This is a genomic window from Nocardia sp. NPDC004340, from assembly GCF_053602575.1.
In genome coordinates, this window is sequence record NZ_JBSGDW010000015.1 from 15,884 (window position 1) to 38,177 (window position 22,294).

At 69.7% G+C, this 22,294-nt stretch carries 19 protein-coding genes and 1 tRNA gene; 5 read left to right on the plus strand and 15 right to left on the minus strand.

Features of this window, described 5'->3' with window-relative positions:
* Positions 1-11 precede the first annotated feature (11 nt).
* Positions 12-305, plus strand: coding sequence for a DUF427 domain-containing protein (locus tag ACWEOI_RS33000; RefSeq protein WP_433671079.1), 294 nt, complete (start codon positions 12-14; stop codon positions 303-305).
* 3 nt (positions 306-308) lie between these two features.
* Here the strand turns inward: ACWEOI_RS33000 and prmC are convergent, their stop codons facing one another.
* The 9 genes from prmC to argS all read right to left on the minus strand — a co-directional run bounded on the left by prmC (position 309) and on the right by argS (position 12,283).
* The gene (gene prmC / locus ACWEOI_RS33005; protein ID WP_433671077.1) at positions 309-1,187 is read right to left on the minus strand and encodes a peptide chain release factor N(5)-glutamine methyltransferase; all 879 of its coding nucleotides are present in this window, start codon (positions 1,185-1,187) and stop codon (positions 309-311) included.
* A 196-nt stretch (positions 1,188-1,383) separates the two neighbouring features.
* The gene (gene prfA / locus ACWEOI_RS33010) at positions 1,384-2,463 is read right to left on the minus strand and encodes a peptide chain release factor 1 (protein ID WP_452362132.1); all 1,080 of its coding nucleotides are present in this window, start codon (positions 2,461-2,463) and stop codon (positions 1,384-1,386) included.
* Positions 2,464-2,544: 81 nt separating this feature from the next.
* Positions 2,545-2,766, minus strand: a complete 222-nt coding sequence (gene rpmE, locus ACWEOI_RS33015; protein WP_357098869.1) for a 50S ribosomal protein L31 — start codon at positions 2,764-2,766, stop codon at positions 2,545-2,547.
* 645 nt (positions 2,767-3,411) lie between these two features.
* Positions 3,412-5,496, minus strand: coding sequence for a transcription termination factor Rho (gene rho, locus ACWEOI_RS33020; RefSeq protein WP_452362133.1), 2,085 nt, complete (start codon positions 5,494-5,496; stop codon positions 3,412-3,414).
* Positions 5,497-5,795: 299 nt separating this feature from the next.
* Positions 5,796-6,749: a homoserine kinase gene (gene thrB, locus ACWEOI_RS33025; RefSeq protein ID WP_433673249.1), complete on the minus strand. Its 954-nt coding sequence runs from the start codon at positions 6,747-6,749 to the stop codon at positions 5,796-5,798.
* A 25-nt stretch (positions 6,750-6,774) separates the two neighbouring features.
* Positions 6,775-7,866, minus strand: a complete 1,092-nt coding sequence (gene thrC, locus ACWEOI_RS33030; protein ID WP_357282059.1) for a threonine synthase — start codon at positions 7,864-7,866, stop codon at positions 6,775-6,777.
* On the minus strand, positions 7,863-9,206 hold the full coding sequence (locus ACWEOI_RS33035) for a homoserine dehydrogenase (RefSeq protein WP_379105652.1): 1,344 nt from the start codon (positions 9,204-9,206) through the stop codon (positions 7,863-7,865). The genes thrC and ACWEOI_RS33035 overlap by 4 nt, the downstream gene beginning before the upstream one ends.
* A complete protein-coding gene (lysA, locus tag ACWEOI_RS33040; protein WP_357097785.1) occupies positions 9,203-10,624 on the minus strand; it encodes a diaminopimelate decarboxylase in 1,422 nt (473 codons plus the stop codon). Before lysA ends, ACWEOI_RS33035 begins: the two co-directional genes overlap by 4 nt.
* Positions 10,625-12,283 carry an arginine--tRNA ligase gene (gene argS, locus ACWEOI_RS33045; protein ID WP_433671069.1) on the minus strand — a complete coding sequence of 553 codons (1,659 nt, stop codon included), beginning with the start codon at positions 12,281-12,283 and terminating at the stop codon, positions 10,625-10,627.
* A gap of 122 nt (positions 12,284-12,405) precedes the next feature.
* Here argS and ACWEOI_RS33050 point away from each other — a divergent pair, with 122 nt between their 5' ends.
* From ACWEOI_RS33050 to ACWEOI_RS33065, 4 genes are all read left to right on the plus strand, one after another.
* A complete protein-coding gene (locus ACWEOI_RS33050; RefSeq protein WP_433671068.1) occupies positions 12,406-13,368 on the plus strand; it encodes a DUF3105 domain-containing protein in 963 nt (320 codons plus the stop codon).
* An 11-nt stretch (positions 13,369-13,379) separates the two neighbouring features.
* A complete protein-coding gene (locus ACWEOI_RS33055; RefSeq protein WP_433671066.1) occupies positions 13,380-14,093 on the plus strand; it encodes a DUF305 domain-containing protein in 714 nt (237 codons plus the stop codon).
* 113 nt (positions 14,094-14,206) lie between these two features.
* Positions 14,207-14,282 (plus strand) — tRNA-Arg (locus ACWEOI_RS33060).
* A 274-nt stretch (positions 14,283-14,556) separates the two neighbouring features.
* Complete coding sequence (locus ACWEOI_RS33065; RefSeq protein WP_452362134.1) at positions 14,557-15,834, plus strand: alpha/beta hydrolase family protein; 1,278 nt, start codon at positions 14,557-14,559, stop codon at positions 15,832-15,834.
* A gap of 2 nt (positions 15,835-15,836) precedes the next feature.
* Here the strand turns inward: ACWEOI_RS33065 and ACWEOI_RS33070 are convergent, their stop codons facing one another.
* The 6 genes from ACWEOI_RS33070 to ACWEOI_RS33095 all read right to left on the minus strand — a co-directional run bounded on the left by ACWEOI_RS33070 (position 15,837) and on the right by ACWEOI_RS33095 (position 22,221).
* Positions 15,837-16,436 carry a TIGR03086 family metal-binding protein gene (locus ACWEOI_RS33070; protein WP_452362135.1) on the minus strand — a complete coding sequence of 200 codons (600 nt, stop codon included), beginning with the start codon at positions 16,434-16,436 and terminating at the stop codon, positions 15,837-15,839.
* A gap of 9 nt (positions 16,437-16,445) precedes the next feature.
* Entirely contained in the window at positions 16,446-17,834 is a 1,389-nt protein-coding gene (locus ACWEOI_RS33075) for a hypothetical protein (protein ID WP_452362136.1), read from the minus strand.
* 177 nt (positions 17,835-18,011) lie between these two features.
* On the minus strand, positions 18,012-18,362 hold the full coding sequence (locus ACWEOI_RS33080) for a hypothetical protein (RefSeq protein WP_452362137.1): 351 nt from the start codon (positions 18,360-18,362) through the stop codon (positions 18,012-18,014).
* 122 nt (positions 18,363-18,484) lie between these two features.
* Positions 18,485-19,618, minus strand: coding sequence for an ABC transporter ATP-binding protein (locus ACWEOI_RS33085; RefSeq protein WP_452362138.1), 1,134 nt, complete (start codon positions 19,616-19,618; stop codon positions 18,485-18,487).
* Entirely contained in the window at positions 19,615-21,198 is a 1,584-nt protein-coding gene (locus ACWEOI_RS33090; protein WP_433671055.1) for an ABC transporter permease subunit, read from the minus strand. The genes ACWEOI_RS33085 and ACWEOI_RS33090 overlap by 4 nt, the downstream gene beginning before the upstream one ends.
* On the minus strand, positions 21,199-22,221 hold the full coding sequence (locus ACWEOI_RS33095; protein ID WP_433671053.1) for an iron ABC transporter substrate-binding protein: 1,023 nt from the start codon (positions 22,219-22,221) through the stop codon (positions 21,199-21,201).
* Positions 22,222-22,294 lie beyond the last annotated feature (73 nt).

Below are 22,294 nucleotides of genomic sequence, written 5' to 3' on the forward strand. Positions count from 1 at the left end.
GGCACGGACTCATGATGCGTGCGATCTGGAACGGGACGGTCATCGCCGAGGCCGCCACGACCGTGGAGGTCGAGGGCAATCAGTACTTTCCGGTGGAGTCCCTGAAGAGCGAGTACTTCAGCGAGAGCGCCAAGCACACCGTGTGCCCGTGGAAGGGCGTCGCGAGCTACTACACCGTCACGGTCGGGGGCGCGGAGAATCCGGATGCGGCGTGGTACTACCCGCATCCGAGTCCGCCGGCGCGGAAGATCGCGAACCATGTCGCCTTCTGGCGCGGCGTCACGGTCGAGGGCGAGCCCGGCTAGCGGTCAGTCCGCGATGCGGCGGGCGACCACGAAACGCGGCTTGCCCGCGAGGTCGGGGTGCTCGATCACGTCGGTGAAGCCGCCGTGCGCGGTGAAGAGGGCGGCTACGCCGGAGCCGTTGGTGTCGTCGTGTTCGACTGCGGCCGCGCCGTTTTCGCGGAGCAGGCGGCCGATGGTGGCGACCATCGGGCGGATGACGTCCAGGCCGTCGGGGCCGCCGAACAACGCGCGGTGCGGGTCGTGGTCCATGACCTCGGGGTCGAGCCGGGCGTCCTCGGGGATGTAGGGCGGGTTGGAGACGACCACGTCCACGCGGCCGTTCAGGTGGTCGAGGATGGCCGGATCGGTGACGTCGCCCGCGTGCAGGTCGATGGGGGTGTCGCCCTCATCGGCCAATTGCAGGGCATTGCGTCGGGCCCACGCGAGCGCCTCGGGATCGAGTTCGACCGCGTGCACCTCGGCGTCGGGGCGGGCGTGGGCGATGGCCAGGGCCAGAGCCCCGGAGCCGGTGCACAGGTCGACGACGATCGGCGGGTGTTCGTGGCCGATCTCCTCCAGCCGCGCCAGCGCCCAGGCGAAGATCAACTCGGTTTCCGGGCGGGGCACGAAGACGCCGGGACCGACCGCCAGATCGATCTCCCCCATGGCGGCCGTGCCCGTGAGGTGTTGCAGCGGAACGCGTTCCGCGCGGCGGGCGACCAGCTTGCGGAATTCCTCGAGCTGGTCCGGAGTGAGCATGGGCATCAGGACCAGGCGGCCGCGATCGACGCCCAGAACGTGAGCGGCGAGGTGTTCGGCGTCGGCGTTCGGGCTGGGGACCCCGGCCGCGGCCAAGATCTCGACCGCCTCCCGAATAGCCGGCCGCAATGGCGCACGACTCACCGTGCTCCCCCGCCTCTCCGAGACTTCAGCGGACGGCTGAGAGCCGTCGACAGCCGTGCACCCGTACCTGTGATCGGGCGCCGAACCGATTCTGGACGTACCCGAGGAGTTACCCCGACCGTAACGACATCAGTTGTCACGGTGGGAAACGATCCTCTGGTCGCGAACTCCCGTCCATGGCGGTTCGGCGCGCCGCTCATTCTGCGGCCAGGCGGGCCGCGCGGTCGGCCTCGCCGAGCGCGTTGAACAGGTCGTCGAGGTTGCCGTCCAGCACGGAGTCCAGGTTGTGGGCCTTGAAACCGATGCGGTGGTCGGCGATGCGGTTCTCCGGGAAGTTGTAGGTGCGGATCCGCTCGGAACGGTCCACCGTCCGGATCTGCGAGGCGCGTCCGGCCGCGGCGTCGGCGTCGGCCTGTTCCTCGAGCAGGGCCTGCAGGCGGGCCGCGAGGACCTGCTTGGCGCGGATCTTGTTCTGCAGCTGCGACCGCTCGTTCTGGCAGGTCACCACCAGGCCGGTGGGCAGGTGGGTGAGGCGCACCGCGGAGTCGGTGGTGTTGACGCCCTGGCCGCCCTTGCCGGAGGACCGGTAGACGTCGATGCGCAGGTCCTTCTCGTCGATCTCGACTTCCTCGACCTCGTCGGGTTCCGGATAGACGAGCACGCCCGCCGCCGAAGTGTGAATGCGCCCTTGGGATTCCGTGACCGGCACCCGCTGCACGCGGTGCACGCCGCCTTCGAACTTGAGCTTGGACCACACGCCGTCGCGGGAGGCTTCCTTGCTCTTGATGGAGAAGCTGGCGTCCTTGTACCCGTCCAGATCGGAGTAGGTGACGCCGAGCACCTCGACCTTCCAGCCGTGCCGCTCCGCGTACCGGATGTACATGCGGGCCAGGTCGGAGGCGAACAGCGCCGACTCCTCGCCGCCCTCGCCGGACTTCACCTCGAGGATGACGTCGTCGCCGTCGTGCGGGTCGCGCGGCGCGAGCAGGTCGGTGAGCTGCTTGTCCAGCTCCTCCACCTGCGCCTGCAGCCCGGGCACCTCGGCCGCGAAGGACGAGTCGTCCGCGGCCAGCTCCTCGGCGGCGGCGAGGTCGTCGCGCGCGGAGGTCAGCTTGTTGTAGGTCGACATGATCGGACCGAGCTCGGCGAACCGCTTGCCGACGCGACGGGCCGCGCCCGGGTCGTTGTGCAGCGAAGGGTCGGCGAGCTGGGTCTCCAGCCCCTGGTACTCGGCCAGGATGTCGTCGATCGCGTTGGGGGCCGTCTTGTCGGCCATCGCGGTTACTCCCGTCTTAGTAGGTCCATAAACGCACCGACGCCCGGCCTGCGGAGCGCAGGACGGGCGTCGGGGGGACAGCTACTTGGCAGCCTTGTCGCGCTTGCCGTAGCGGGCCTCGAAGCGGGCCACGCGGCCGCCGGTGTCCAGAATCTTCTGCTTGCCCGTGTAGAACGGGTGGCACTGGGAGCAGACCTCGACCGTGATCTGGCCCGACTCCTTGGTGCTCTTGGTCTGGAAGGTGTTGCCACAACCGCAGACCACGGTGGTGTCCACGTAAGTGGGGTGAATTCCTGCCCTCATTGGGTGTCCTTTCAATGGTCGCCGGGTCGCCTTCGAGAAGACGTGAACCGGAACCGACTAGAGGCATGGTTGCCGACGGAACAGTCTAAGCGCTGCTCCCACGTGGTCACCACGAGGGGTGACATGGGGCAGAACAGGCGCCCCGAGCCATTTGTTCCCGACCGGGACTCGGATGACTTCGCGAGCAAACCCGAAAGTCGAGTAGCGCGCTACTCAGGAATGCGAACACCCGTGTTCATAGAGTTCTCTCCAGGTGAAAGCCCCGCGAACGACCCGGAAAGGACGAATGGTGACCAGGAAGGAAGCGACAGCTGGGGGAATCCTGGCACTGCTCGCCCTTGTGGTCTTCGCGGGCTGGTGGATGGCTCCCGGAGAGTCCGGCAACGCGGTGGGATCCGTGAATCCGGCCCCACTCCCGCCGCGGGGGGACGACACCCTCACCTATCGAGCGGTCACGGCATCGGAGAACACCGGTGCCGTGACCGCGCTCGTTCTCGGCTTCATGATCGGCGGCGCGGCATTGATCGGACTGTTCTTCTTCAGTCCGGTCCCGGTTCCGGACATACGGCGGCGGCCCCGCCGAAGCGGGGCCGCCGTCGTGGTTCGCTGCGGGCGCGGGGCAATCGGTTGCCTTGCGCCACAGGCTTATTCGTCGATCGCGCCCGGGGCGGTCTTGGAGACCGTCATCAGGAACTCGATGTTGGACTTGGTCTTCTTCAACCGGTCCACCATCAGGTCGATGGCCTGATGCGAGTCCAGGCCGGACAGCACGCGACGCAGCTTGTGCAGCACGGCCGCCTCGTCCGGGGACATCAGCAGGTCGTCGCGACGGGTGCTGGACAGGTTCACGTCGACCGCCGGGAACACGCGGCGCTCGGCGATCTTGCGATCGAGCTTGAGCTCGGCGTTACCCGTGCCCTTGAACTCCTCGAAGATGACCGTGTCACCGGTGGAACCGGTCTCCACCAGCGCGGTGGCGATGATGGTGAGCGAGCCGCCGTTCTCGATGTTGCGGGCCGCGCCGAGGAACCGCTTGGGCGGGTACAGCGCGGTGGAATCCACACCACCGGAAAGGATTCGGCCCGACGCCGGGGACGAGTTGTTGTACGCGCGGCCGAGACGAGTGATCGAATCGAGCAGCACGACGACGTCCTGACCGGCCTCGACCAGGCGCTTGGCCCGCTCGATGGCGAGCTCGGCGACCGAGGTGTGGTCGCTCGGCGGGCGGTCGAAGGTGGAGGCGATGACCTCGCCGCGCACGGAGCGCTGCATGTCGGTCACTTCCTCGGGACGCTCGTCCACCAGCACCACCATCAGGTAGCACTCGGGGTTGTTGGTCGCGATCGCGTTGGCGATGTCCTGGATGACCATCGTCTTACCCGCCTTGGGCGGGGACACGATCAGCGCGCGCTGGCCCTTACCGATCGGCATGATCAGGTCGATGATGCGTGTGGTCAGCTTGTTCGGCTGGGTCTCCAGCCGCAGGCGCTGGTTCGGGTACAGCGGGGTGAGCTTGTTGAATTCCGGTCGGCGCCTGGCACTTTCGACGTCGCCGCCGTTGACCGTGTCCAACCGCACCAGCGGATCGAACTTCTGACGCTGGTTGCTCTGGTCGCCGTCACGCGGGGCACGCACCGCACCGACGATGTGGTCACCACGGCGCAGGCCGTTCTTGCGGACCAGGTTCATCGACACGTACACGTCGTTCTGGCCGGCCAGGTAGCCGGAGGTGCGGACGAACGCGTAGTTGTCGAGGACATCGAGGATGCCCGCGACCGGCTGCAGGATGTCGTCCTCGCGGATCTCCATCTCGCGGGCCTCGCCGCCGCCACCACCGGCGCCGCCGTCGCGGTCCCGCCCACGGCGACGCTCACGGAAGCGGCGACCCCGACGGCCGCGGCCCTCTTCGTCGTCACCACCGCGGTCATTGCGGTCGCTGCGGTCGCTGCGACCGGCGCCGTTCTGCTGACCGGCGTTCTGGTTGCGCTCACCCTGATTGCGCTCACCCTGGTCGCCGCGCTGACCGCGCTCGCCCTGGTTGCGCTCACCCTGGTTGCGATCGCGGCGACGCTCGCCGCCCTCCTGCTCGCCCTTGTCGGCGGCGGGGGCCTCGGCAGTGTCGGCCGTGCCACGCTGCTCGCGACCACGGCGCTGGCGGCCGCGGCCACGCTGGCCGCCGTCGCGAGTGTCCTCGCCACCCTCGGCGCGGGCGGTCTCGCCCTCCTCGCGCTTGGCCTCACGGGACTCCGCGGCCTTGGATTCGCGCGTCTCCGAAGCGTTTTGGCGGGACTCGGCCTTCTCGGCGCGGTCGGCCTTCGCCTCGGTCTTCGCCTCGGCCGGCGCCGCATCGGCGGACCGGGCGGACTTCTTCACGGACTCGGTGTCGGCGGCCGACACGGACTCCCCGCCGGTCGACGCGTCCTCGGCCTTCGACTTGGCCTTCCCCGTGGTCTTGCCACCACCGGTCGCGGGCGCCTTGATGGTGGCCCCGACCTGGTTCTCCTTGATAGCGGCGATGAGATCACCCTTACGCATCCCGGAAGTGCCTCGGATACCGAGTTCTCCCGCAAGCGCACGCAACTGCGGCAACAACATTCCAGTCAGCCCCGATCGTGCGACGTCAGTTTGTTCGCTCATCTTCGAAATCTGTCCGGAGTCACTTTCGCGGCTCCCCGAGGACGCTGGATCACTGTCCACCCCGGGTGTCGCGAGCAGGTCCGTATCTGTCACGGAAATCCTTTCCTTCCCTCGACCGCCGTGTGCCAGTTCGAGGGTTCCTCCTGCAGTCCGGACTCCTGCCGGACTCGGATGCCGTATCGCCTGTCCCGCCGGACCGGTGGGCTCGCCAAATGGTGGGAGAGATCATTCCAGTTGACTGGCTACCCCCAAGTTTCGAGCCTCGAGCTCGAGCCCGAGCAAGGAGCCTCTGGAGCGATTTGCCCTGATGAAGCACCGGCGTCTGACGCGCACGATGTACGGACTCGCTCAGGATAGCTCCCACCTTTTGCATCGGCAAGGCAGGCGCGCTGTCAATCCACCAAGACGCCGTCGGCGATGCCGGGCTCGAGCACGCGCAGTCCGTCGGCGATCGCGAGTTCGCGCAGTTCCTCGGGGAATTCGCTGGTCGCGAAGGCCAACACGGTCGGACCTGCGCCCGACACGGTAGCCGGAATGCCGGCCGCGCGCAGCCGTTCGATCCACTTCGTGGTGAGCGGCAGCGCCGAGGCGCGGTAGCCCTGATGTAGCCGGTCGGCCGTGGCGGGCATCAGCAGGTCAGGGCGCTGCGTCAAGGCGACTACCGCCAGCGCGGCCCGGCTGGCGTTGAAGGCCGCGTCGGCGTGCGGCACCGTGTCCGGGAGCAGGCCGCGGGTGTGCGCGGTGGAGGAACGCTCCTCGGGGATGAGCACCACCGGGCGCAGCGAGGCGTGCGGTTCCAGCCGCACCGCGCGGTAGACGCGGCCGTGCAGCTCCGCCGTGCCGTTTCCGGCTGCGGGACCGTCGGTTTCGGACCAGGACACCACGATCCCGCCCAGAATGCTGGCCGACGCGTTGTCCGGGTGGCCCTCGAATTCCGAGGCCAGCTGCACCATCACGTCATCGCCGTAGGCCAGTCCGGCATCAAATTTCGCGGCCAGGCCGCGGCCGGCGGCCAAACCGCCGACCACCGCCGAAGCCGACGAGCCCATGCCCCGCGAATGCGGAATCACGTTGCGGCACACCACGTCCAGGCCGTCCGCCCACACGCCCGCGGCCTGCAGGCCGCGTTCGATGGCGCGCACCACCAGATGCGAAGGGCCCCAGGGCACATCATCGGCGCCCTCCCCCTCGACCCGGATGGTAAGGCCGGTGTCGGTGGTGGACACCGTGATCTCGTCGTAGAGACCCAGAGCGATTCCCAGGGAATCGAATCCCGGACCCAGATTCGCGCTGGACGCCGGAACCCGCACGGTGACGGAGATTCCGGCGGGCAGCGTCCGCGTCATGAGCTGTGCGTCGCGCGCGGTCAACTCAGGCCAGCTCGAGCTCGTGGGCCACGGCGACCGGGTCGACCGCGATCGGCTTGACCTCGGGCATCCCCTTGAGCGCGTTGTCCGGGTCCTTGAGACCGTTGCCGGTCACGGTGCAGACCACGGTGAGACCGGAATCCAGCCAGCCCTCGGCGCGCGCGGCCAGCAGACCGGCGACCGACGCGGCGGAGGCGGGCTCCACGAAGACGCCCTCGGTGGCCGCGACCAGGCGGTACGCGGCGAGGATTTCCTCGTCGGTGGCCGCGCGGAAGGCGCCACCCGACTCCTCCTTGGCGTTCATCGCACCGTTCCAGGACGCGGGCGCGCCGATCCGGATGGCGGTGGCGATGGTCTCCGGGTTCGACACCGGAGCACCGTTGACCAGCGGCGCGGCACCCGCGGCCTGCACGCCCAGCATGCGCGGGCGCGAGGTGGTGACGCCGTCGGCGAAGTACTCGCTGTAGCCCTTCCAGTACGCGGTGATGTTGCCCGCGTTGCCGACCGGGAGCACGTGCACGTCGGGGGCCTTGCCCAGCGCGTCGGCGATCTCGAAGGCGGCCGTCTTCTGGCCCTCGATGCGGGCCGGGTTCACCGAGTTCACCAGGCCGACCTCGGGGAAGTCGGAGGTGACCTTGCGGGCCAGCTCCAGGCAGTCGTCGAAGTTGCCGTCCACCTGGATGATCTTCGCGCCCAGCATGACCGCCTGGGCCAGCTTGCCCATGGCGATCTTGCCCGACGGGATCAGCACCGCGCAGTGCAGTCCGGCGCGGGTGGCGTACGCCGCGGCCGAGGCCGAGGTGTTGCCGGTCGAGGCGCACAGCACGGCGGTCTTGCCGTTGTACTTGGCGTCGGTCATGGCCATGGTCATGCCACGGTCCTTGAACGAGCCGGTCGGGTTCGCGCCCTCGACCTTGAGGTACACCTCGCAGCCGGTCAGTTCCGACAGGTGGTGTGCGGGCACCAGCGGGGTGCCGCCCTCGAAGAGAGTGACGGCCTTCCAGTCGGCGGGAATCGCGAGACGATCGCGATACGCGTCGATCAAACCCGGCCACGGCGTGTGCACAGGTGCAGCAGCGCGTGCGGTTGCACTCATTCCTCGGTGCCTTCCAATCTCAGAACACTGGTCACGGACGTGACGGAGTCCAGTTCGGCCAATGCGGCAACGGTATCCGCCAGCGCGGACTCCAGCGCGTGGTGGGTCACCACAACCAGGCGCGCACCCTCGTCGTGTCCCTCCTGGCGGACCGTCGAGATGCTCACACTGTGTTTGGCGAATTCCCCGGCGACCGCTTCCAGCACACCGGTGCGGTCGGCGACCTGCATGTTCACGTGATAGCGGGTCGGGGTGTCGCCGATCGAGGCGATCGGCAGCTCAGCATAGACCGATTCGCCCGGTGCGCGGCCACCGTAGAACTTGTTGCGCGCCGCCATCACCAGATCGCCCATCACGGCCGACGCGGTGGGAGCGCCGCCGGCGCCCTGCCCGTAGAACATCAGGCGGCCGGCGTTCTCGGCCTCCACGACCACGGCGTTGAACGCGCCGCTGACCGCGGCGAGGGGGTGCTTGCGCGGGATGAGGGCCGGGTAGACGCGCACGGAGATCTTCTCCTTGCCGCCCTCGTCGGTGACGCGCTCGGCCATGGCCAGCAGCTTCACCGTGCAGCCCACGGCCGCGGCGGTCTCCAGATCCTCGGAGGTGATCTTGGAGATGCCCTCGCGGTAGACGTCGCCGGAGGTGACGCGGGTGTGGAAGGCGACCGAGGCCAGGATCGCGGCCTTGGCGGCGGCGTCGTAGCCCTCGACGTCGGCGGTCGGGTCGGCCTCGGCGTAGCCCAGGCGGGTGGCCTCGGCCAGCACGTCGTCGTAGTCGGCGCCGGTCTCGGCCATGGCCGAGAGGATGAAGTTGGTGGTGCCGTTCACGATGCCGACCACGCGGTTGACCCGGTCGCCGGACAGCGACTGGATGAGCGGGCGGACCACCGGGATGGCGCCGGCCACGGCGGCCTCGAAGTAGAGGTCGGCGCGGTGGTTCTCGGCCGCGGCGGCCAGCTCGCCGGTGTAGTCCGCGAGCAGCGCCTTGTTGGCGGTGACCACGGACTTGCCCGCGTTCAGGGCCGCGGAGATGAGGGCGCGGGCCGGGTCGATGCCGCCCATCACCTCGACGACGATGTCGACGTCGTCGCGGGTGACCAGGGCCTCGGCGTCGGTGGTGAGCAGGTCGGCGGACAGGCCGCGGTCCTTGCTCAGGTCCCGCACCGCGACGCCGCGCAGCACGACGGGGGCGCCGACACGGTTGCACAGGTCGTCGGCGTGGTCACGAATGATGCGGACCACCTCGGTGCCGACCGTGCCCATGCCGAGGACCGCGACACCGATCGGGTGATCCGATCCCCACACGCCGTTCTTCGCAGCGTTGTTCGCCACCTCGGTCATGCCTTCACCTCCAAGCTGAGTAGGTCCTCCACCGTTTCACGGCGGAGGATCAAGCGCGCCTTGCCGTCTCGCACCGCGACCACCGGGGGCCGGGTGAGCATGTTGTAACGACTCGACATCGAGTAGCAGTACGCGCCGGTCGCGGCCACCGCCACCAGGTCGCCCGGGCCCACATCGGCCGGGAGCCAGGTATCGCGGATGACGATATCCCCACTCTCGCAATGCTTTCCGACCACTCGGGCCACCACCGGACCGGCCTCGCTGGACCGCGAGACCAGCCGGCAGTCGTACTCGGCCTGGTACAGGGCCGGACGAATGTTGTCGCTCATGCCGCCGTCGACGCTCACATAGCGTCGGCGATTGCCGCCGTCGAGCACAACATCTTTGATGGTGCCCACCTCGTAGAGGGTGACGGTGCCGGGACCGGCGATGGCGCGGCCCGGCTCGACGGCGATGGTCGGCATCGGCAGCCCGGCGCGCTCGGCCTCCTCGGCCACGATGCGGCGCAGGTTGGCGGCGAAGCCGTCCAGGGCGGGCGGATCCTCGTGCGGCAGGTACGAGATGCCCAGGCCGCCACCGAGATCCAGGATCCGCATCTGCTCGGCGCGTTCCATGCCGAACTTGTCGGCGACCTCGCGCAGCAGGCCCAGCATGCGGCGGGTGGAGATCTCGAAGCCGTCGATCTCGAAGATCTGCGAGCCGATGTGCGAGTGCAGGCCGAGCAGGCGCAGGTTGTCGGATTCGAAGACCCGCGCGATGGCCTGCATGGCGTCGCCGCCCGCGATGGAGAAGCCGAACTTCTGGTCCTCGTGCGCGGTCGAGATGTACTCGTGGGTGTGGGCTTCCACGCCGACGGTGACGCGCACCAGCACGTCGACGACCTTGCCCGCGCGCTTGGCGACGGCTTCCAGCCGCTCGATCTCGATCAGCGAGTCGACGACCACGTCGCCGACGCCCGCCTCGACCGCCATCTCGAGTTCGGGCACCGATTTGTTGTTGCCGTGCAGCGCGATTCGCTCGGCCGGGAAGCCGGCGTGCAGCGCCACCGCGAGCTCGCCGCCGGAGCAGACGTCCAGGTGCAGGCCCTCGTCGCGGATCCAGCGGGCGATCTCGCCGCACAGGAACGCCTTGGAGGCGTAGTGGACTCGCGCGCCGTCGCCGAAGGCGCGGACCATGTCGCGGCAGCGGGAACGGAAGTCGTCCTCGTCGATGACGAACAGCGGGGTGCCGTACTCGGCGGCCAGCTCGTGCACCGGCACACCGGCCAGCCGCACCACGCCGTCGGCGTCGCGGGAGGCGTTGCGCGGCCACACGTTCGCGGGCAGCTCGATCATCTGGGCGGGCGCGCTGGGGCGCTCGGCCAGGGTGGGCGCGTGCGGAATGTCCGCGTGGCGGGGACCGGCGGGGTGGGCACTCATCTACATACGCTCCGGAGCACTGACGCCTAGCAGGCCGAGGCCGTTGGCGAGAACCTGACGGGTGGCTTTGACCAGCTCGAGACGAGCGGCGTTGAGCGGGGTGACCTCGTCGTCGCCCTGCGGGATGACGCGCAGCGTCTTGTCGGACTGGAAGGGGTGGTACGCGCCCGCCAGCTCCTCGAGGTAGCGGACGACGCGGTGCGGCTCGCGCATGTCGGCGGCGGTGGCCACCACGCGCGGGTACTCGCCGAGGGTGCGGATCAGCTCGCCCTCGCGGTCATCGGTGAGCAGCGCGAAATCCGGTGCGATCGAGGCGTAGTCGAACGCGGCGGAATTGCCGATGATCTGGTTGGTGCGGGCGTGCGCGTATTGCACGTAGTAGACCGGGTTCTCACTGTCCTGGCGGGTCCACAGGTCCAGGTCGATGTCGATGCTGGAGTTCACCGAGGAGCGCACCAGCGAGTAGCGGGCGGCGTCGACGCCGATCTGCTCGACCAGGTCGTCGAGGGTGACGACGGTGCCCGCGCGCTTGGACATGCGGACGGCCGCACCGTCTTTCACCAGGTTCACCATCTGGCCGATGAGCACCTCGACGGTGTCGGGGTTGTCGCCGAACGCGGCCGCGGCGGCCTTCAGACGCCCGATGTAGCCGTGGTGGTCGGCGCCCAGCATGTAGATGCACAGGTCGAAGCCGCGCGACCGCTTGTTCTGGAAGTAGGCGATGTCACCGCCGATGTAGGCGGACTTGCCGTCGCTCTTGATGACGACGCGGTCCTTGTCGTCGCCGTACTCGGTGGAGGCGATCCACCAGGCGCCGTCCTTCTCGTACAGGTTGCCCGACGCCTTGAGCTCGTCGAGGGCCTTCTCCACCGCGCCCGAGGCGAACAGCGAGCTCTCGTTGAAGTACACGTCGAAGTCGGTGCCGAATTCGTGCAGCGTCTTCTTGATGTGCGCGAACATCAGCTCGACGCCCGCGCTGCGGAACAGCTCGTGGCGCTCGGTCTCCGGGAGTTCCAGCACGCCCGGGTTGGCCTTCACGACGGTGTCGGCGATGTCGTTGATGTAATCGCCCGCGTACCCGTCCTCGGGGGTCGGCTGCCCCAGCGCGGCGGCGACCAGCGAGTTGGCGAAGCGGTCGATCTGCGCGCCGTGGTCGTTGAAGTAGTACTCGCGGGTGACGTCGGCGCCCTGCGCGGCCAGGATGCGGCCGAGCGCGTCGCCGACCGAGGCCCAGCGGGTGCCGCCCAGGTGGATGGGGCCGGTGGGGTTGGCGGAGACGAACTCCAGGTTGATCCTGGTGCCGCTCATGGCGTCCGCGGTGCCGAACTCCGCGCCCGCCTCCAGGATCTTCTCCACGATCGCGCCCTGCGCGGCCTTGGCCAGGCGGATGTTCAAAAAGCCGGGTCCCGCGACTTCGGCGACCTCGATGCCCTCGGCGGCGGTCAGCGCCTCGGCGAGCAGGGTGGCGAAATCGCGCGGGTTCATTCCCGCCTTCTTGCCTACCTGCATGGCCACATTCGTGGCATAGTCACCGTGCTCGGGGTTGCGGGGACGCTCCACCTTGACCTCGTCGGGCAGGACCGCAGGGTCGGATCCACGTTCGACAAGTACCTTCGCCGCGGTAGCACGAAGGAGATCTGCAAGGTCAGCTGGAGTCACGAGTCACTATCCTATGGTCTGAGCAGGTGAACGCCGCGAGCGGGCACCACCGGGCAGGTGCCCAGCAAACGATGCGGCCGCGTCGTTTGATTGTCCGACACGTCGAAAAGAGCACAACAAGCATGCCGAGCAAGACCAGTGCCAAATCGGCCAAGGCCATCAAGGCCGCGGGCAAGTCCGCCGGGTCGTCCCGCAAGGGCGGTGGCGGCGGACTGGGCGGTAAGCGCCAGATCCCGTGGCTCATGATCGGCGCCGTCGTCTGCGTCCTCGCCCTGATCGGCGGCATCGCCTGGGTGCTCGTGCCGAAGATCCAGGACAAGCAGGAGCAGAACAAGTACACGCCGTCCGCGCAGAAGAAGGATCCCTCGGATCAGATCTCCGGCGTGGTGAAGAAGGACTACGCGGCGGGCCTGCACATCTCCGCGACCCAGCGGGTGGCCTACGACCAGGCCCCGCCCTTCGGCGGTCCGCACGACAGCTCGTGGGCGGCGTGCACCGGTGTGGTGTACCCGGTGGCGATCCGCACCGAGAACGCGGTGCACTCGCTCGAGCACGGCGCGGTCTGGATCGCCTACAACCCGGACAAGCTCGACAAGGCGGGCGTCGACACGCTGTCGGCCAAGGTCAAGGGCAAGCCGTACACCCTGATGTCGCCGTACCCGGGCCTGGATTCGGCCATCTCGCTGCAGTCGTGGGGCCACCAGCTCAAGCTGGACAGCGCCGATGACAAGCGCGTCACCCAGTTCATCACCGCGCTGCGGCTGAACCAGTACGCCTACCCCGAGGTCGGCGCGGACTGCGCGAACCCGACCTTCAAGACCGACAACCCGCCGGCCTTCGACCCGAGCGCCCCCGGCCCCGACGCGGTCCCGATGGACGGCACCGGTGCGACCAAGGCGCAGAACGAGACCGGCGGCACCCCGGGCATGCCCGGCGGCATCCCCGGCTTCCCCGGCGGCATCCCGAGCCTGCCCGAGGGCACCCCGGGTCTGCCGACCGACGCCGGCCTGCCCGGCGGCATCCCGACCATCCCGGCCCCGACCGACGGCCCGACGCAGCCGGAGCAGCCGGCTCCGACCCAGTAGTGCCGCCGTTCATGGCCGACGTTCCCGATCGCAGCTCCGAGCCGGATCCCGCCGCCGAGCCCGACCAGCAGCCGCGCCGCAATCAGCGGCAGCTGCTGGCGATCCTCGGCGTGGTCGGGGTGCTGCTCGTGGGTTTCCTGGCCGGAATCCTGGTCGGCAATCCGCTGCGGCATCAGACCGAAACGCCCGGCGCCGTGGATGTCGGCTTCTCCCAGGACATGTCGGTGCACCACACGCAGGCGGTGCAGATGTCGAGTCTGGCGCTGACCGGGTCGGCCGACCCGGCGGTGAAGCGCCTGGCCTACGACATCCTGACCACGCAGGCCAATCAGGCCGGGCGCATGCAGGGTTGGCTGCAGCTGTGGGACAAGCCGCTCATCTCCCCCGACGGCTACATGGGCTGGATGACCGACATGTCGGCGCACCAGCATTCGGGCACGGCCATGCACGCGGGCGCGGTGCAGACCATGCCCGGGATGGCCTCGGATCAGGAGATGGCCGCGCTCGGCCAGGCCACCGGTCCGGCCCAGGACGCGTTGTTCCTGCAGCTCATGCTGCGCCACCATCAGGGCGGCATGCCGATGATCGAGTACGCGGAACAGCGCGCCGACACCGACGCGGTGCGGTCGCTGGCGGAGAGCATGGCCAAAACCCAGCAGGGTGAGGCCGATCTGATGACGCAGATGCTCGCCGAACGCAAGGTCGCACCGCTGCCGATGAACTGAGGACCGGCGGACCGGGTGGATAGAAACGCCCGGTCCGCATCGGTTTTTGGCGCAGCGCAGCCGATGCGATACGCTTTCCCCGCCCGACCGGGAGACCGGACGGGACCATCCCCGCCCTCGTAGCTCAGGGGATAGAGCGTCTGCCTCCGGAGCAGAAGGCCGCAGGTTCGATTCCTGCCGAGGGCACCACCGAAGGCCCCGACCGTCAATGACGGTCGGGGCCTTTGTCGTTCGCGCAGCGTGATGGTGTCCGCGCACCGTGACAGCCGGAGCAAATGTCTGACTTATCGTGCCATCGTGACGGATCGGTATTCCGATTCACGGCCCTGGGCGGGAAGGTAGAGCTGTGCATCGCGGTGTCCGGTTGCGCAGGAGGCAGCCGGACACCGCGAGCGCGTTCCGGGCAGATCGGTCGGCCCTGCCTTGCCGAGTGAAACACGTGCACGCCGGTATCTTCTGAGAGGTGCCGGAGAACGAGAGCACCCGTCCAGGACAGCGGTCTCGGCGCGCCTCGCGCCCCGGGTTCCGCCGCTTGTTCCCGCTGCTCGCGGCCACCGTCACCGGCTCTATCCTGGCCGCGTCGGCCACCGCCACACCCGTCCGGCCGGAGGAGACGACCCTCGCGTCGTTCTACGACCCGGCCGCCGACCGGATTCCCGGGACCCACGGTTCGGTGATCCAGATCCGGCCGCTCACAGGCGATCCCGCGCTCGCCGGGGCACGCAACTATCTGCTGATGTACCGCTCGATCGATATGCAGGGCGATCCGGTCGCGGTCACCGGCACGCTCGCGGTGCCCGACAGCACGCCGCCGCCCGGCGGCTGGCCGTTGATCTCCTGGGCGCACGGCACCACCGGTGTCGCCGACGTGTGCGCGCCCTCCCAGGACACCTCCCCCGACTTCCCGGCCCACGACTACACCTCGATGGTGCGGCGGGTGCAGGAGCGCTGGGTGGCGGCCGGGTACGCGGTCGCGCAGACCGACTATCAGGGGCTGGGCACGCCCGGGCCGCACGGCTATCTGATCGGCGCCGCCGAGCAGCGTGCCGTCACCGATATGGCCAGGGCCGCACGGCAGATCGACCCCGATATCGGGACGCGCTGGGTGGCGGTCGGGCATTCCCAGGGCGGGCAGGCGGCCGTCTTCACCGACGCGCAGGCCCAGCAGTGGGCGCCGGACCTGCAGCTGCTGGGCGCGGTGGCCCTCGCCCCGGCCTCACACCAGGGCATCGGCTTGCAGGCCTCGCAGCTGGCCACCACCGCCGGCGTGGCGGGGGCGCTGGCTCCGCTCACCGGCGGCGCGGTGTCGTTCCTGCCCTTGATCATTCGCGGCGCGCAGACGGTGGCCGAGGTGGATCCCGTTCGATTCCTCACGGCGCGTGCGCAATCCATGCTGGATCAGGCCGGCAACCGGTGCATCGGTCAACTGCGGCAACCGGAATCGTGGGGCGGAATGAACTCCGACGACGTCTTCCGGCGCGACGGGGACACCGCAGCGCTGATCCGCGTGCTGAACGAGAACGACCCCACCGCCCTGTCCTTCGCCCAGCCGCTGCTGGTGTTGCAGGGCCGCGCCGACACGACCGTGCCCGCCACGGGCACCGAGGCCATGGTGGTGCAGCAGCGCGCGAGCGGGCAGCCGGTGGAGTACCACGCCTATACGGGGGTGGATCACCGCGGCGTGCTCGACGCGTCGTTCGACGACGCCCTGGGCTGGGTGAACCGGCGCTTCGGGCGCTGAACTCAGGCCGACGGCGTCCAGGCCGGGTCGCGGCCGAACCAGGCGGCGAGACGGTCGTAGGCGGGGGCGTCGGCGGCGATCGGCATCTCGAGTCCGAAAGCCTTTCCCGGGCCCCGGAATTCAGGTTTGAGCACCCGGTGCGACCAGGCCAGGCCGTATTCGGCGAGTTCGGGGTCCAGGGTCCGGTCCTGGCCGGTGGCACGGGCGAGATCCCAGGTGTGCGTGGTGAATTCGGCGATCTGCTGGTCGACGCGGCCGCGTAGCGGGGCCTCCCCGCCCATTCCGGGCACCGGCCGTTCCAGGTCGGCGGCCCGCCACTCGTCGAGCAAAGCCTGCGCGCGGGTCCGGAATTCGGCGGCCCAGTCCGCGCCGACCTCGTCGGGCGGGGCTCCCCACTCGGGCATGTCGCCGCGGGCGGCGATACGGAAGTCGCGCAGGATCTGACCGATCAGGTGGGTCGCCAGCTCCCGCACGGTCCAGTCGCCGCACGGGGTGGGCTGGTCGGCCTGGTCCGGGGTGACGGCGGCGACGACCTCGCCGGTCTGGGTGATCGCCCGGGTCAGGAGAGCGATGGCCGGATCCACCGGTGACGTGTCGGTCATGCGGCCAGATTAGCCCCGGGGCAGGACCTTCCGAGGTTCATCGGCGTGGGGCGCGGCGAGCAGTGCGGCGGGCGCGGTGCGCGCCGGCCGGATCCGCCACAGCAGATACACCCCGGCCGCGCAGCCGACGGTGACGACCAGCGCCGCCCACCCGGGCGCCGCCGAGACCACGCCGCTCGGATCCCGGTACCAGCGCGGCGAATACGCGACCCGGCCGAAGTCGCTGCCGCGCAGCGCCACCACCAGGCAGGGCACGATCAGCACCGCGATGGCCACCACCGCGCTGCCGGCGGTCTTCGGCACGGCCGCGCCGAAGCAGCAGCCGATGGCGAATCCGGTGGCCACGACGCCGAGCACCGGGATCACCGAGTACTGGTGGGCCAGGCCCGCGGTGCCCGCCGCGAAGACGGCCAGCGCCCCGGTCACCGCCAGCGCGAGCCACGGGGAGCGCCGCGACCGTCCGGCGACCAGTCCGGCCAGCAGGGCCAGCACCGGGAACGGCGCGGTCCAATCCGGCCGCGGCACCGCGATGATCGCGCTGCCCGCATTGGCCACCGCGACCGCCAGCAGCACCAGCGTGCCCTCGCGGCCCGGCAGCAACAGGGCGGCCAGCACGGCCGCGCCGACGGTGACGGCGATGGCCGCGCCGATCTGCACGAACGTCCCGGCATGGCGTACGAACCATTCCGTCGACAGCACGGTCGCGGTGATCACCACGAGCGCGGACAGGATGGTGCCGATGGCCAGGTCGGTGGTCTCCTCCTCGGCCACCGGATCGGACTGTTGCAGCGCGATTCCCGTGGCCAGCAGCGCGGCGGTGAGTAGCAGCAGCCACACCGGCGGCGTTCCGACCGAGGCCAATTGGATGAGCGGGTTGCTGCCGCCGTCGGCGGGTGGCAGCGAGGTCTGGTCCCCGACCAGGATCGAGCCGAGCGCGCCGATGAGGAAGGCCGCGGTCGCGAGCGGCTTGCCGAAGACCGCGACGGCGAGCGCGCCGAGCAGGATGCCCGCGAAGATGGAGTCGATGTAATTGGCGGTGGTGAGGCTGTCCATGGTCGGCGCGCCCCGGTTCCAGAACTGGTCGACCAGCAGCATGACCGCGCTGCCGCAGGCGGTGATCCAGGCGCTGCGTCTGCCGAGCGCGACCACCAGGGCCGCGGACACCACGGCCAGCGCGGCTCCGGCCGCGGCGGCGCGCGGCATATTGAGGACGAGCAGATCCAATTGCAGGACCGGTCCGGCGGTGGCGCCGCCGAGATCGAGGGGGGCCATCAGCAGCAGGCCCGCCACAGCCGCGCCGAGCAGGGCCGCGAGCGTCTCGATCGTCACCGCGTAGCGCCGGATCGACAGGGGTGCGGCCATGCCGGGCTGGTGTGCCAACGCGAACCTCGCGCCCATGTGTCACCTACTCCCTGGGTGATGCGACGCCTTCCGTGTACGGCGATGTCGAGCGGCTATGTGTGACCGAGGCTAACAGCCCTGCGCAGTGTGCATTCCGGGATGTGGAGTCGGTCACACAGGACGGCGATCACACGAAGCGCGTGGGAGCGGGGTGTGCGGTTCGCGCGAGCCGGTTCAGGCGCAGCGGAATCGGAAGGTCGCGAGCGGGGTGATGCCCGGCACCGAGGTGACCTCGAGCGCGGAATCGCTGTCGAGCATGCAGCCGATGGGCGCGGCGACCTGAACCCGGTAGCAGCCCGGCGCGCCCGGGTAGACGGCCGAGCCGTCGGCGCCGGTGGTGATGGTGGCCAGGCTCGCGCCGCCGCCACAGGGCGCGATGTCGGCGGCCACGCCCGCCATGGGGAACTGTTCGGTTCCGAAGACCGCCTGCACCTTCAACGCCGGATCGGCGGCCGGTTCGGCGCCGGCCTGCGGGGCGAGCGCGCACGCGGCGAGGGCGGACATGACGATCAGCGTGCGGCGCACCGGGTCTCCTTCGGCCTCGAGCCGATGATTCGGCTTCCGCGCCAATATAGGTGCTTCCCAGACCATTCGGTCACATTCCGTCGACCCGATGCACGGCGTGAGTCGACCCCGTGCACGTGTGATCAGACCGCGGAGACGGCGTCCGGCACCGTGAACACGCCGGGCGCGGCGCCGTTGCGGGGTGCGCGACCGGCGGCGGCGCACTGCTCGGAGGTGAAAGCGACCGCCGCGCCGAGGACTTCGAGGTCGACCCGGTCGCCGACCGCGGGCGCGCCGACACTGACCCGGCGCACCTGGATCGGTTCCGGGGAGCCGTCGAGGTCGAGGGTGAGCATGACGTCGGCGCCGCGGAATTCGAGGGCGCGCACGGTGGCGCTCCCGGCGTCGCCGGCGGCGGTGGCGTGGGCCAGCAGCTGTTCGGGGCGCAGCATGATCGCGCCCTGCCCGGTCGGGGCGTCGGCCTGCACGGGGATCCGGCCCAGCAGGGTCTCGGCGGTCACCGGGCCGATGCTGGCGTCGAGCAGCACGGTGTCGCCGAGGAATCCGGCGGTGAACAGGTCCGCGGGCTCGGCGTACACCTGTTCCGGGGTGCCGACCTGGGTGAAGCGGCCCGCGCACATGACGGCCACCTGATCGGCGAAGGACAGCGCCTCCTCCTGATCGTGGGTGACCAGGATGCTGGTCATGCCCGCGGCGCGCAGGGTTTCGGCGACGGCCTGGCGGGTGGCGGCGCGCAGTCCGGTGTCGAGGGCGCTGAAGGGTTCGTCGAGCAGCATCAGGGCGGGTTTGCGGGCCATCGCCCGGGCCAGCGCGACGCGCTGCTGCTGACCGCCGGAGAGCTGGTGCGGCCGCCGATCCGCGTAAGACGGGTCGAGGGAGACCATTTCGAGGAGTTCGGCCACGTGCTGCCGGTGCTTGCGGCTCGCCCCGAACCCGCCGCCCAGCCCGTAGGCGATGTTCTGGCCCACGGTCAGGTGCGGGAACAGCGCGCCGTCCTGCGCCACATAGCCGATGCGGCGGCGATGCGCGGGCAGCGAGAAGCCTTCGCGGGTGACGGTTTCCCCGCCGATGGTGACCGAGCCCGCGTCGGGGTGCTCGAATCCGGCGATCACCCGCAGCAGGGTGGTCTTGCCGCAGCCGGAGGAGCCGACGACGGCGGTGGCGGTGCCGTCGGCGACGTCTAGGCCGATGCCGTCGAGGACCGGCGCTCCCGGCCCGAAGCTCTTGCGAACCTGGTCTACGACAAGCCGACTCACAATCCCGCCGCCTTCCTGGATTGGGTGAACAGCAGATAGGTGACCGGGACCGAGGCGATGATCATGATCAGCGCGTAGGGCGCGGCGGCGGCGTAGTCCAGTTCGCCCGACAGCTGCCAGAACTGCATGGCGAGGGTGTTGGTGCCGTTGGGGGCGAGCAGCAGGGTGGCGGTCAGTTCGGTGGCCACGGCGACGAACACCATGGCGGCGGCGGCCGCGGCGGCGGGCGCGGTCAGGCGCAGGGTGACGCGGAAGAACGTGGCGGACGGGGACTTTCCGAGCGCCAGCGACGCCTCCTCCAGCCCGATCGGCACCTGGGCCAGCCCGGCGCGCACGCTGACCAGGGCGCGGGGCAGGAACATCAGGGTGTAGGCGGCCAGGATGGTGGCGGCGGTCTGATAGAAGACGGGCAGCCAGCGGATCGACACGGTCACCAGGGCCAGCGCGATCACGATGCCCGGCAGCGAACTGGTGATGTAGTTGGCGCCCTCGATGATTCGCGCGAACCGCGAGGTGGACCGGACCGCGACCCACGCGACCGGGAAGGCGCACAGGGTGGTGATCACCGCGGCGGTGGCGGCCAGACCGATGGTCTGGCCCAGGGATTCGCCGATGTCGACGGTGTTCCACACCGCCGAGCCGCCGATCTTCAGCCAGCGCCCGATGGTCCACAGCGGCACGCCCAGCGTGGCCGCCAGCGCCCCGAACAACACCAGGAGCATGGGAATCCGGCCCAGCCCCAAACGGATCCGGTGGACGCCGCGTTGCGCGCCGCCGCCGATCCGCGCGTAGCGGGCCCGCCCGCGCACCCCGGCCTCGGCGGCGAGCAGCACCAGGCACAGCACCACCAGTACGCCGGACAGGGTGCTGCCGGCGGCCCCGGCGAAGCTGGACTGATACTGCTGGAAGATGGCGGTGGTGAAGGTGTCGAACCGGATCATGGCGAAGGCGCCGTACTCGGCGAGCAGGTGCAGCGAGATCAGCAGTCCGCCACCGAGAATCGCGAGCCGCAGCTGCGGCAGCACCACCCGCGCGAAGACGGCGAACGGTCCCGAGCCCAGGGCCCGGGCCGATTCCTCCACGGCCGGGTCGAGCCGGCGCAGGGTGGCCGCGGCGGGCAGGTACACCAGCGGGAAGTAGGAGACGGTGGCGACGAGCACGCCCGCCCACAATCCGTGCAGCGAGGGGATGGCGCTGACCCAGCCGTAGCTGTTGACGAAGGCCGGAACCGCCAGGGGCGCGGCGAAGGCCGGCCCCCACCAGGCCGCGCCCGGCACGTCGGTGCGTTCCACGATCCACGCCAGCCCGACGCCGAGCGCGACGCTGATCGGCACGGTGAGGACCACCAATTCGGCGGTATTGCGCAGCAATTCGGCCACGCGCGGCCGGAAGACGAGTTCCGCGGTCTCGTGCACGCCGGTGGAGACCAGGGTGGACACGATGTAGCCCAACGGCACGAGCGTCGCCGCCACCATGAGCAGGGCGGCGACGGTGACGAGCGACCCGGGCCGCCAGGCGAGTGCCTTGGCGACCCGGGTCGACCCGGTGGCCCGGGTGGGTACAGCGGTCCGAGCGGTCACTTAGAGCAGGCCCGCCTGGGTCATCAGCTGGGTGACCTTCTTGGAGTCCAGCTTCGAGGGGTCGATCTTGGGCGCGTCCAGCGAAGCCAGCGGCGGCAGCGCCGGGTTGGCGGCGACGTCGGAGGCCACCGGGTACTCCATGGAGTCGCCGTCGCGCAACACCTCCTGGCCCTTCTTGGAGGTGATGTAGTTCAGGAACTTCTGGGCGTCGTTCTGGTGCTTGCTCGACTTCAGCACGCCGCCACCGGAGATGGAGACGAAGGCGCCCGGGTCCTGGTTCTTGAAGTAGAACAGCTGGGTGTTCTTGCTGTTCTCCTTGGTCTTGGCCTGATCCTTGAACCAGTAGTAGTGGTAGATCACGCCGCCGTCGAACTGGCCGGAGTTGACGCCCTTCATGACGGTGGTGTTGTTCTGCGAGATGACCGCGTTCTCCTTCATGCCCTCGAGCCAGGAGAGGGTCGCCTCCTCACCCTTCTGGGCGAGCAGCCCGGCCACGATGGCCTGGAAGTCCGCGCCCGCGGCGGCGCCGCTCCAGCGGCCCTTCCACTGCGGCTGCGCCAGGTCCAGCAGCGACTTGGGCAGCTGGTCGGCGGGGAGCTTGCCGGTGTTGTAGACGAAAACGGTGGAGCGCGCGGCGATTCCGGTCCACTTGCCGGTGGAGGGGCGGAACTGCTCGGGCACCTGGCCGAGGGTGTCCTTGTCGACGTCGGCGAACAGGCCGGCGTTCTCGACCAGCGCCATGGCCGGGGAATTCTCGGTGATGAAGACGTCGGCCTTGGAGTTCTTGCCCTCGGCGACGATCTGGTTGCCCAGGTCGGTGTCACCGCCGTTGCGGATGGTCACCTTGATGCCGGTGTCCTTGGTGAACGCGTCGATCCACTCCTTGGTGAGGGATTCGTGCTGTGCGTTGTAGACCAGGATCTCGTTGTCCTCGTCGGACGAGCTGGAGCATGCCGTGGTCGCGCCGAGCACCGCGATCGCCGCCAATGCGCCTGACACCAGTTTCCATCGAGCCGCCGTCATGACCGTCCTTCCACTCGACGCTGAGGTTTGCCTAACCAACGTACCGTCCCACGTCACGGGCGGAAACGCCACC

What these genes read in the sequence shown, in the direction of transcription:
- ACWEOI_RS33070 (WP_452362135.1), bottom strand. Translation starts at nt 16,436, where the DNA reads ATGACCGACACGTCACCGGTGGATCCGGCCATCGCTCTCCTGACCCGG.
- ACWEOI_RS33050 (WP_433671068.1), top strand. Translation starts at nt 12,406, where the DNA reads ATGCCGAGCAAGACCAGTGCCAAATCGGCCAAGGCCATCAAGGCCGCG.
- ACWEOI_RS33000 (WP_433671079.1), top strand. Translation starts at nt 12, where the DNA reads ATGATGCGTGCGATCTGGAACGGGACGGTCATCGCCGAGGCCGCCACG.
- prfA (WP_452362132.1), bottom strand. Translation starts at nt 2,463, where the DNA reads ATGGCCGACAAGACGGCCCCCAACGCGATCGACGACATCCTGGCCGAG.
- ACWEOI_RS33075 (WP_452362136.1), bottom strand. Translation starts at nt 17,834, where the DNA reads ATGGGCGCGAGGTTCGCGTTGGCACACCAGCCCGGCATGGCCGCACCC.
- thrB (WP_433673249.1), bottom strand. Translation starts at nt 6,749, where the DNA reads ATGACGCGGACGCTGCCCGCCGGAATCTCCGTCACCGTGCGGGTTCCG.
- rpmE (WP_357098869.1), bottom strand. Translation starts at nt 2,766, where the DNA reads ATGAGGGCAGGAATTCACCCCACTTACGTGGACACCACCGTGGTCTGC.
- ACWEOI_RS33035 (WP_379105652.1), bottom strand. Translation starts at nt 9,206, where the DNA reads ATGACCGAGGTGGCGAACAACGCTGCGAAGAACGGCGTGTGGGGATCG.
- ACWEOI_RS33095 (WP_433671053.1), bottom strand. Translation starts at nt 22,221, where the DNA reads ATGACGGCGGCTCGATGGAAACTGGTGTCAGGCGCATTGGCGGCGATC.
- lysA (WP_357097785.1), bottom strand. Translation starts at nt 10,624, where the DNA reads ATGAGTGCCCACCCCGCCGGTCCCCGCCACGCGGACATTCCGCACGCG.
- thrC (WP_357282059.1), bottom strand. Translation starts at nt 7,866, where the DNA reads ATGAGTGCAACCGCACGCGCTGCTGCACCTGTGCACACGCCGTGGCCG.
- ACWEOI_RS33055 (WP_433671066.1), top strand. Translation starts at nt 13,380, where the DNA reads ATGGCCGACGTTCCCGATCGCAGCTCCGAGCCGGATCCCGCCGCCGAG.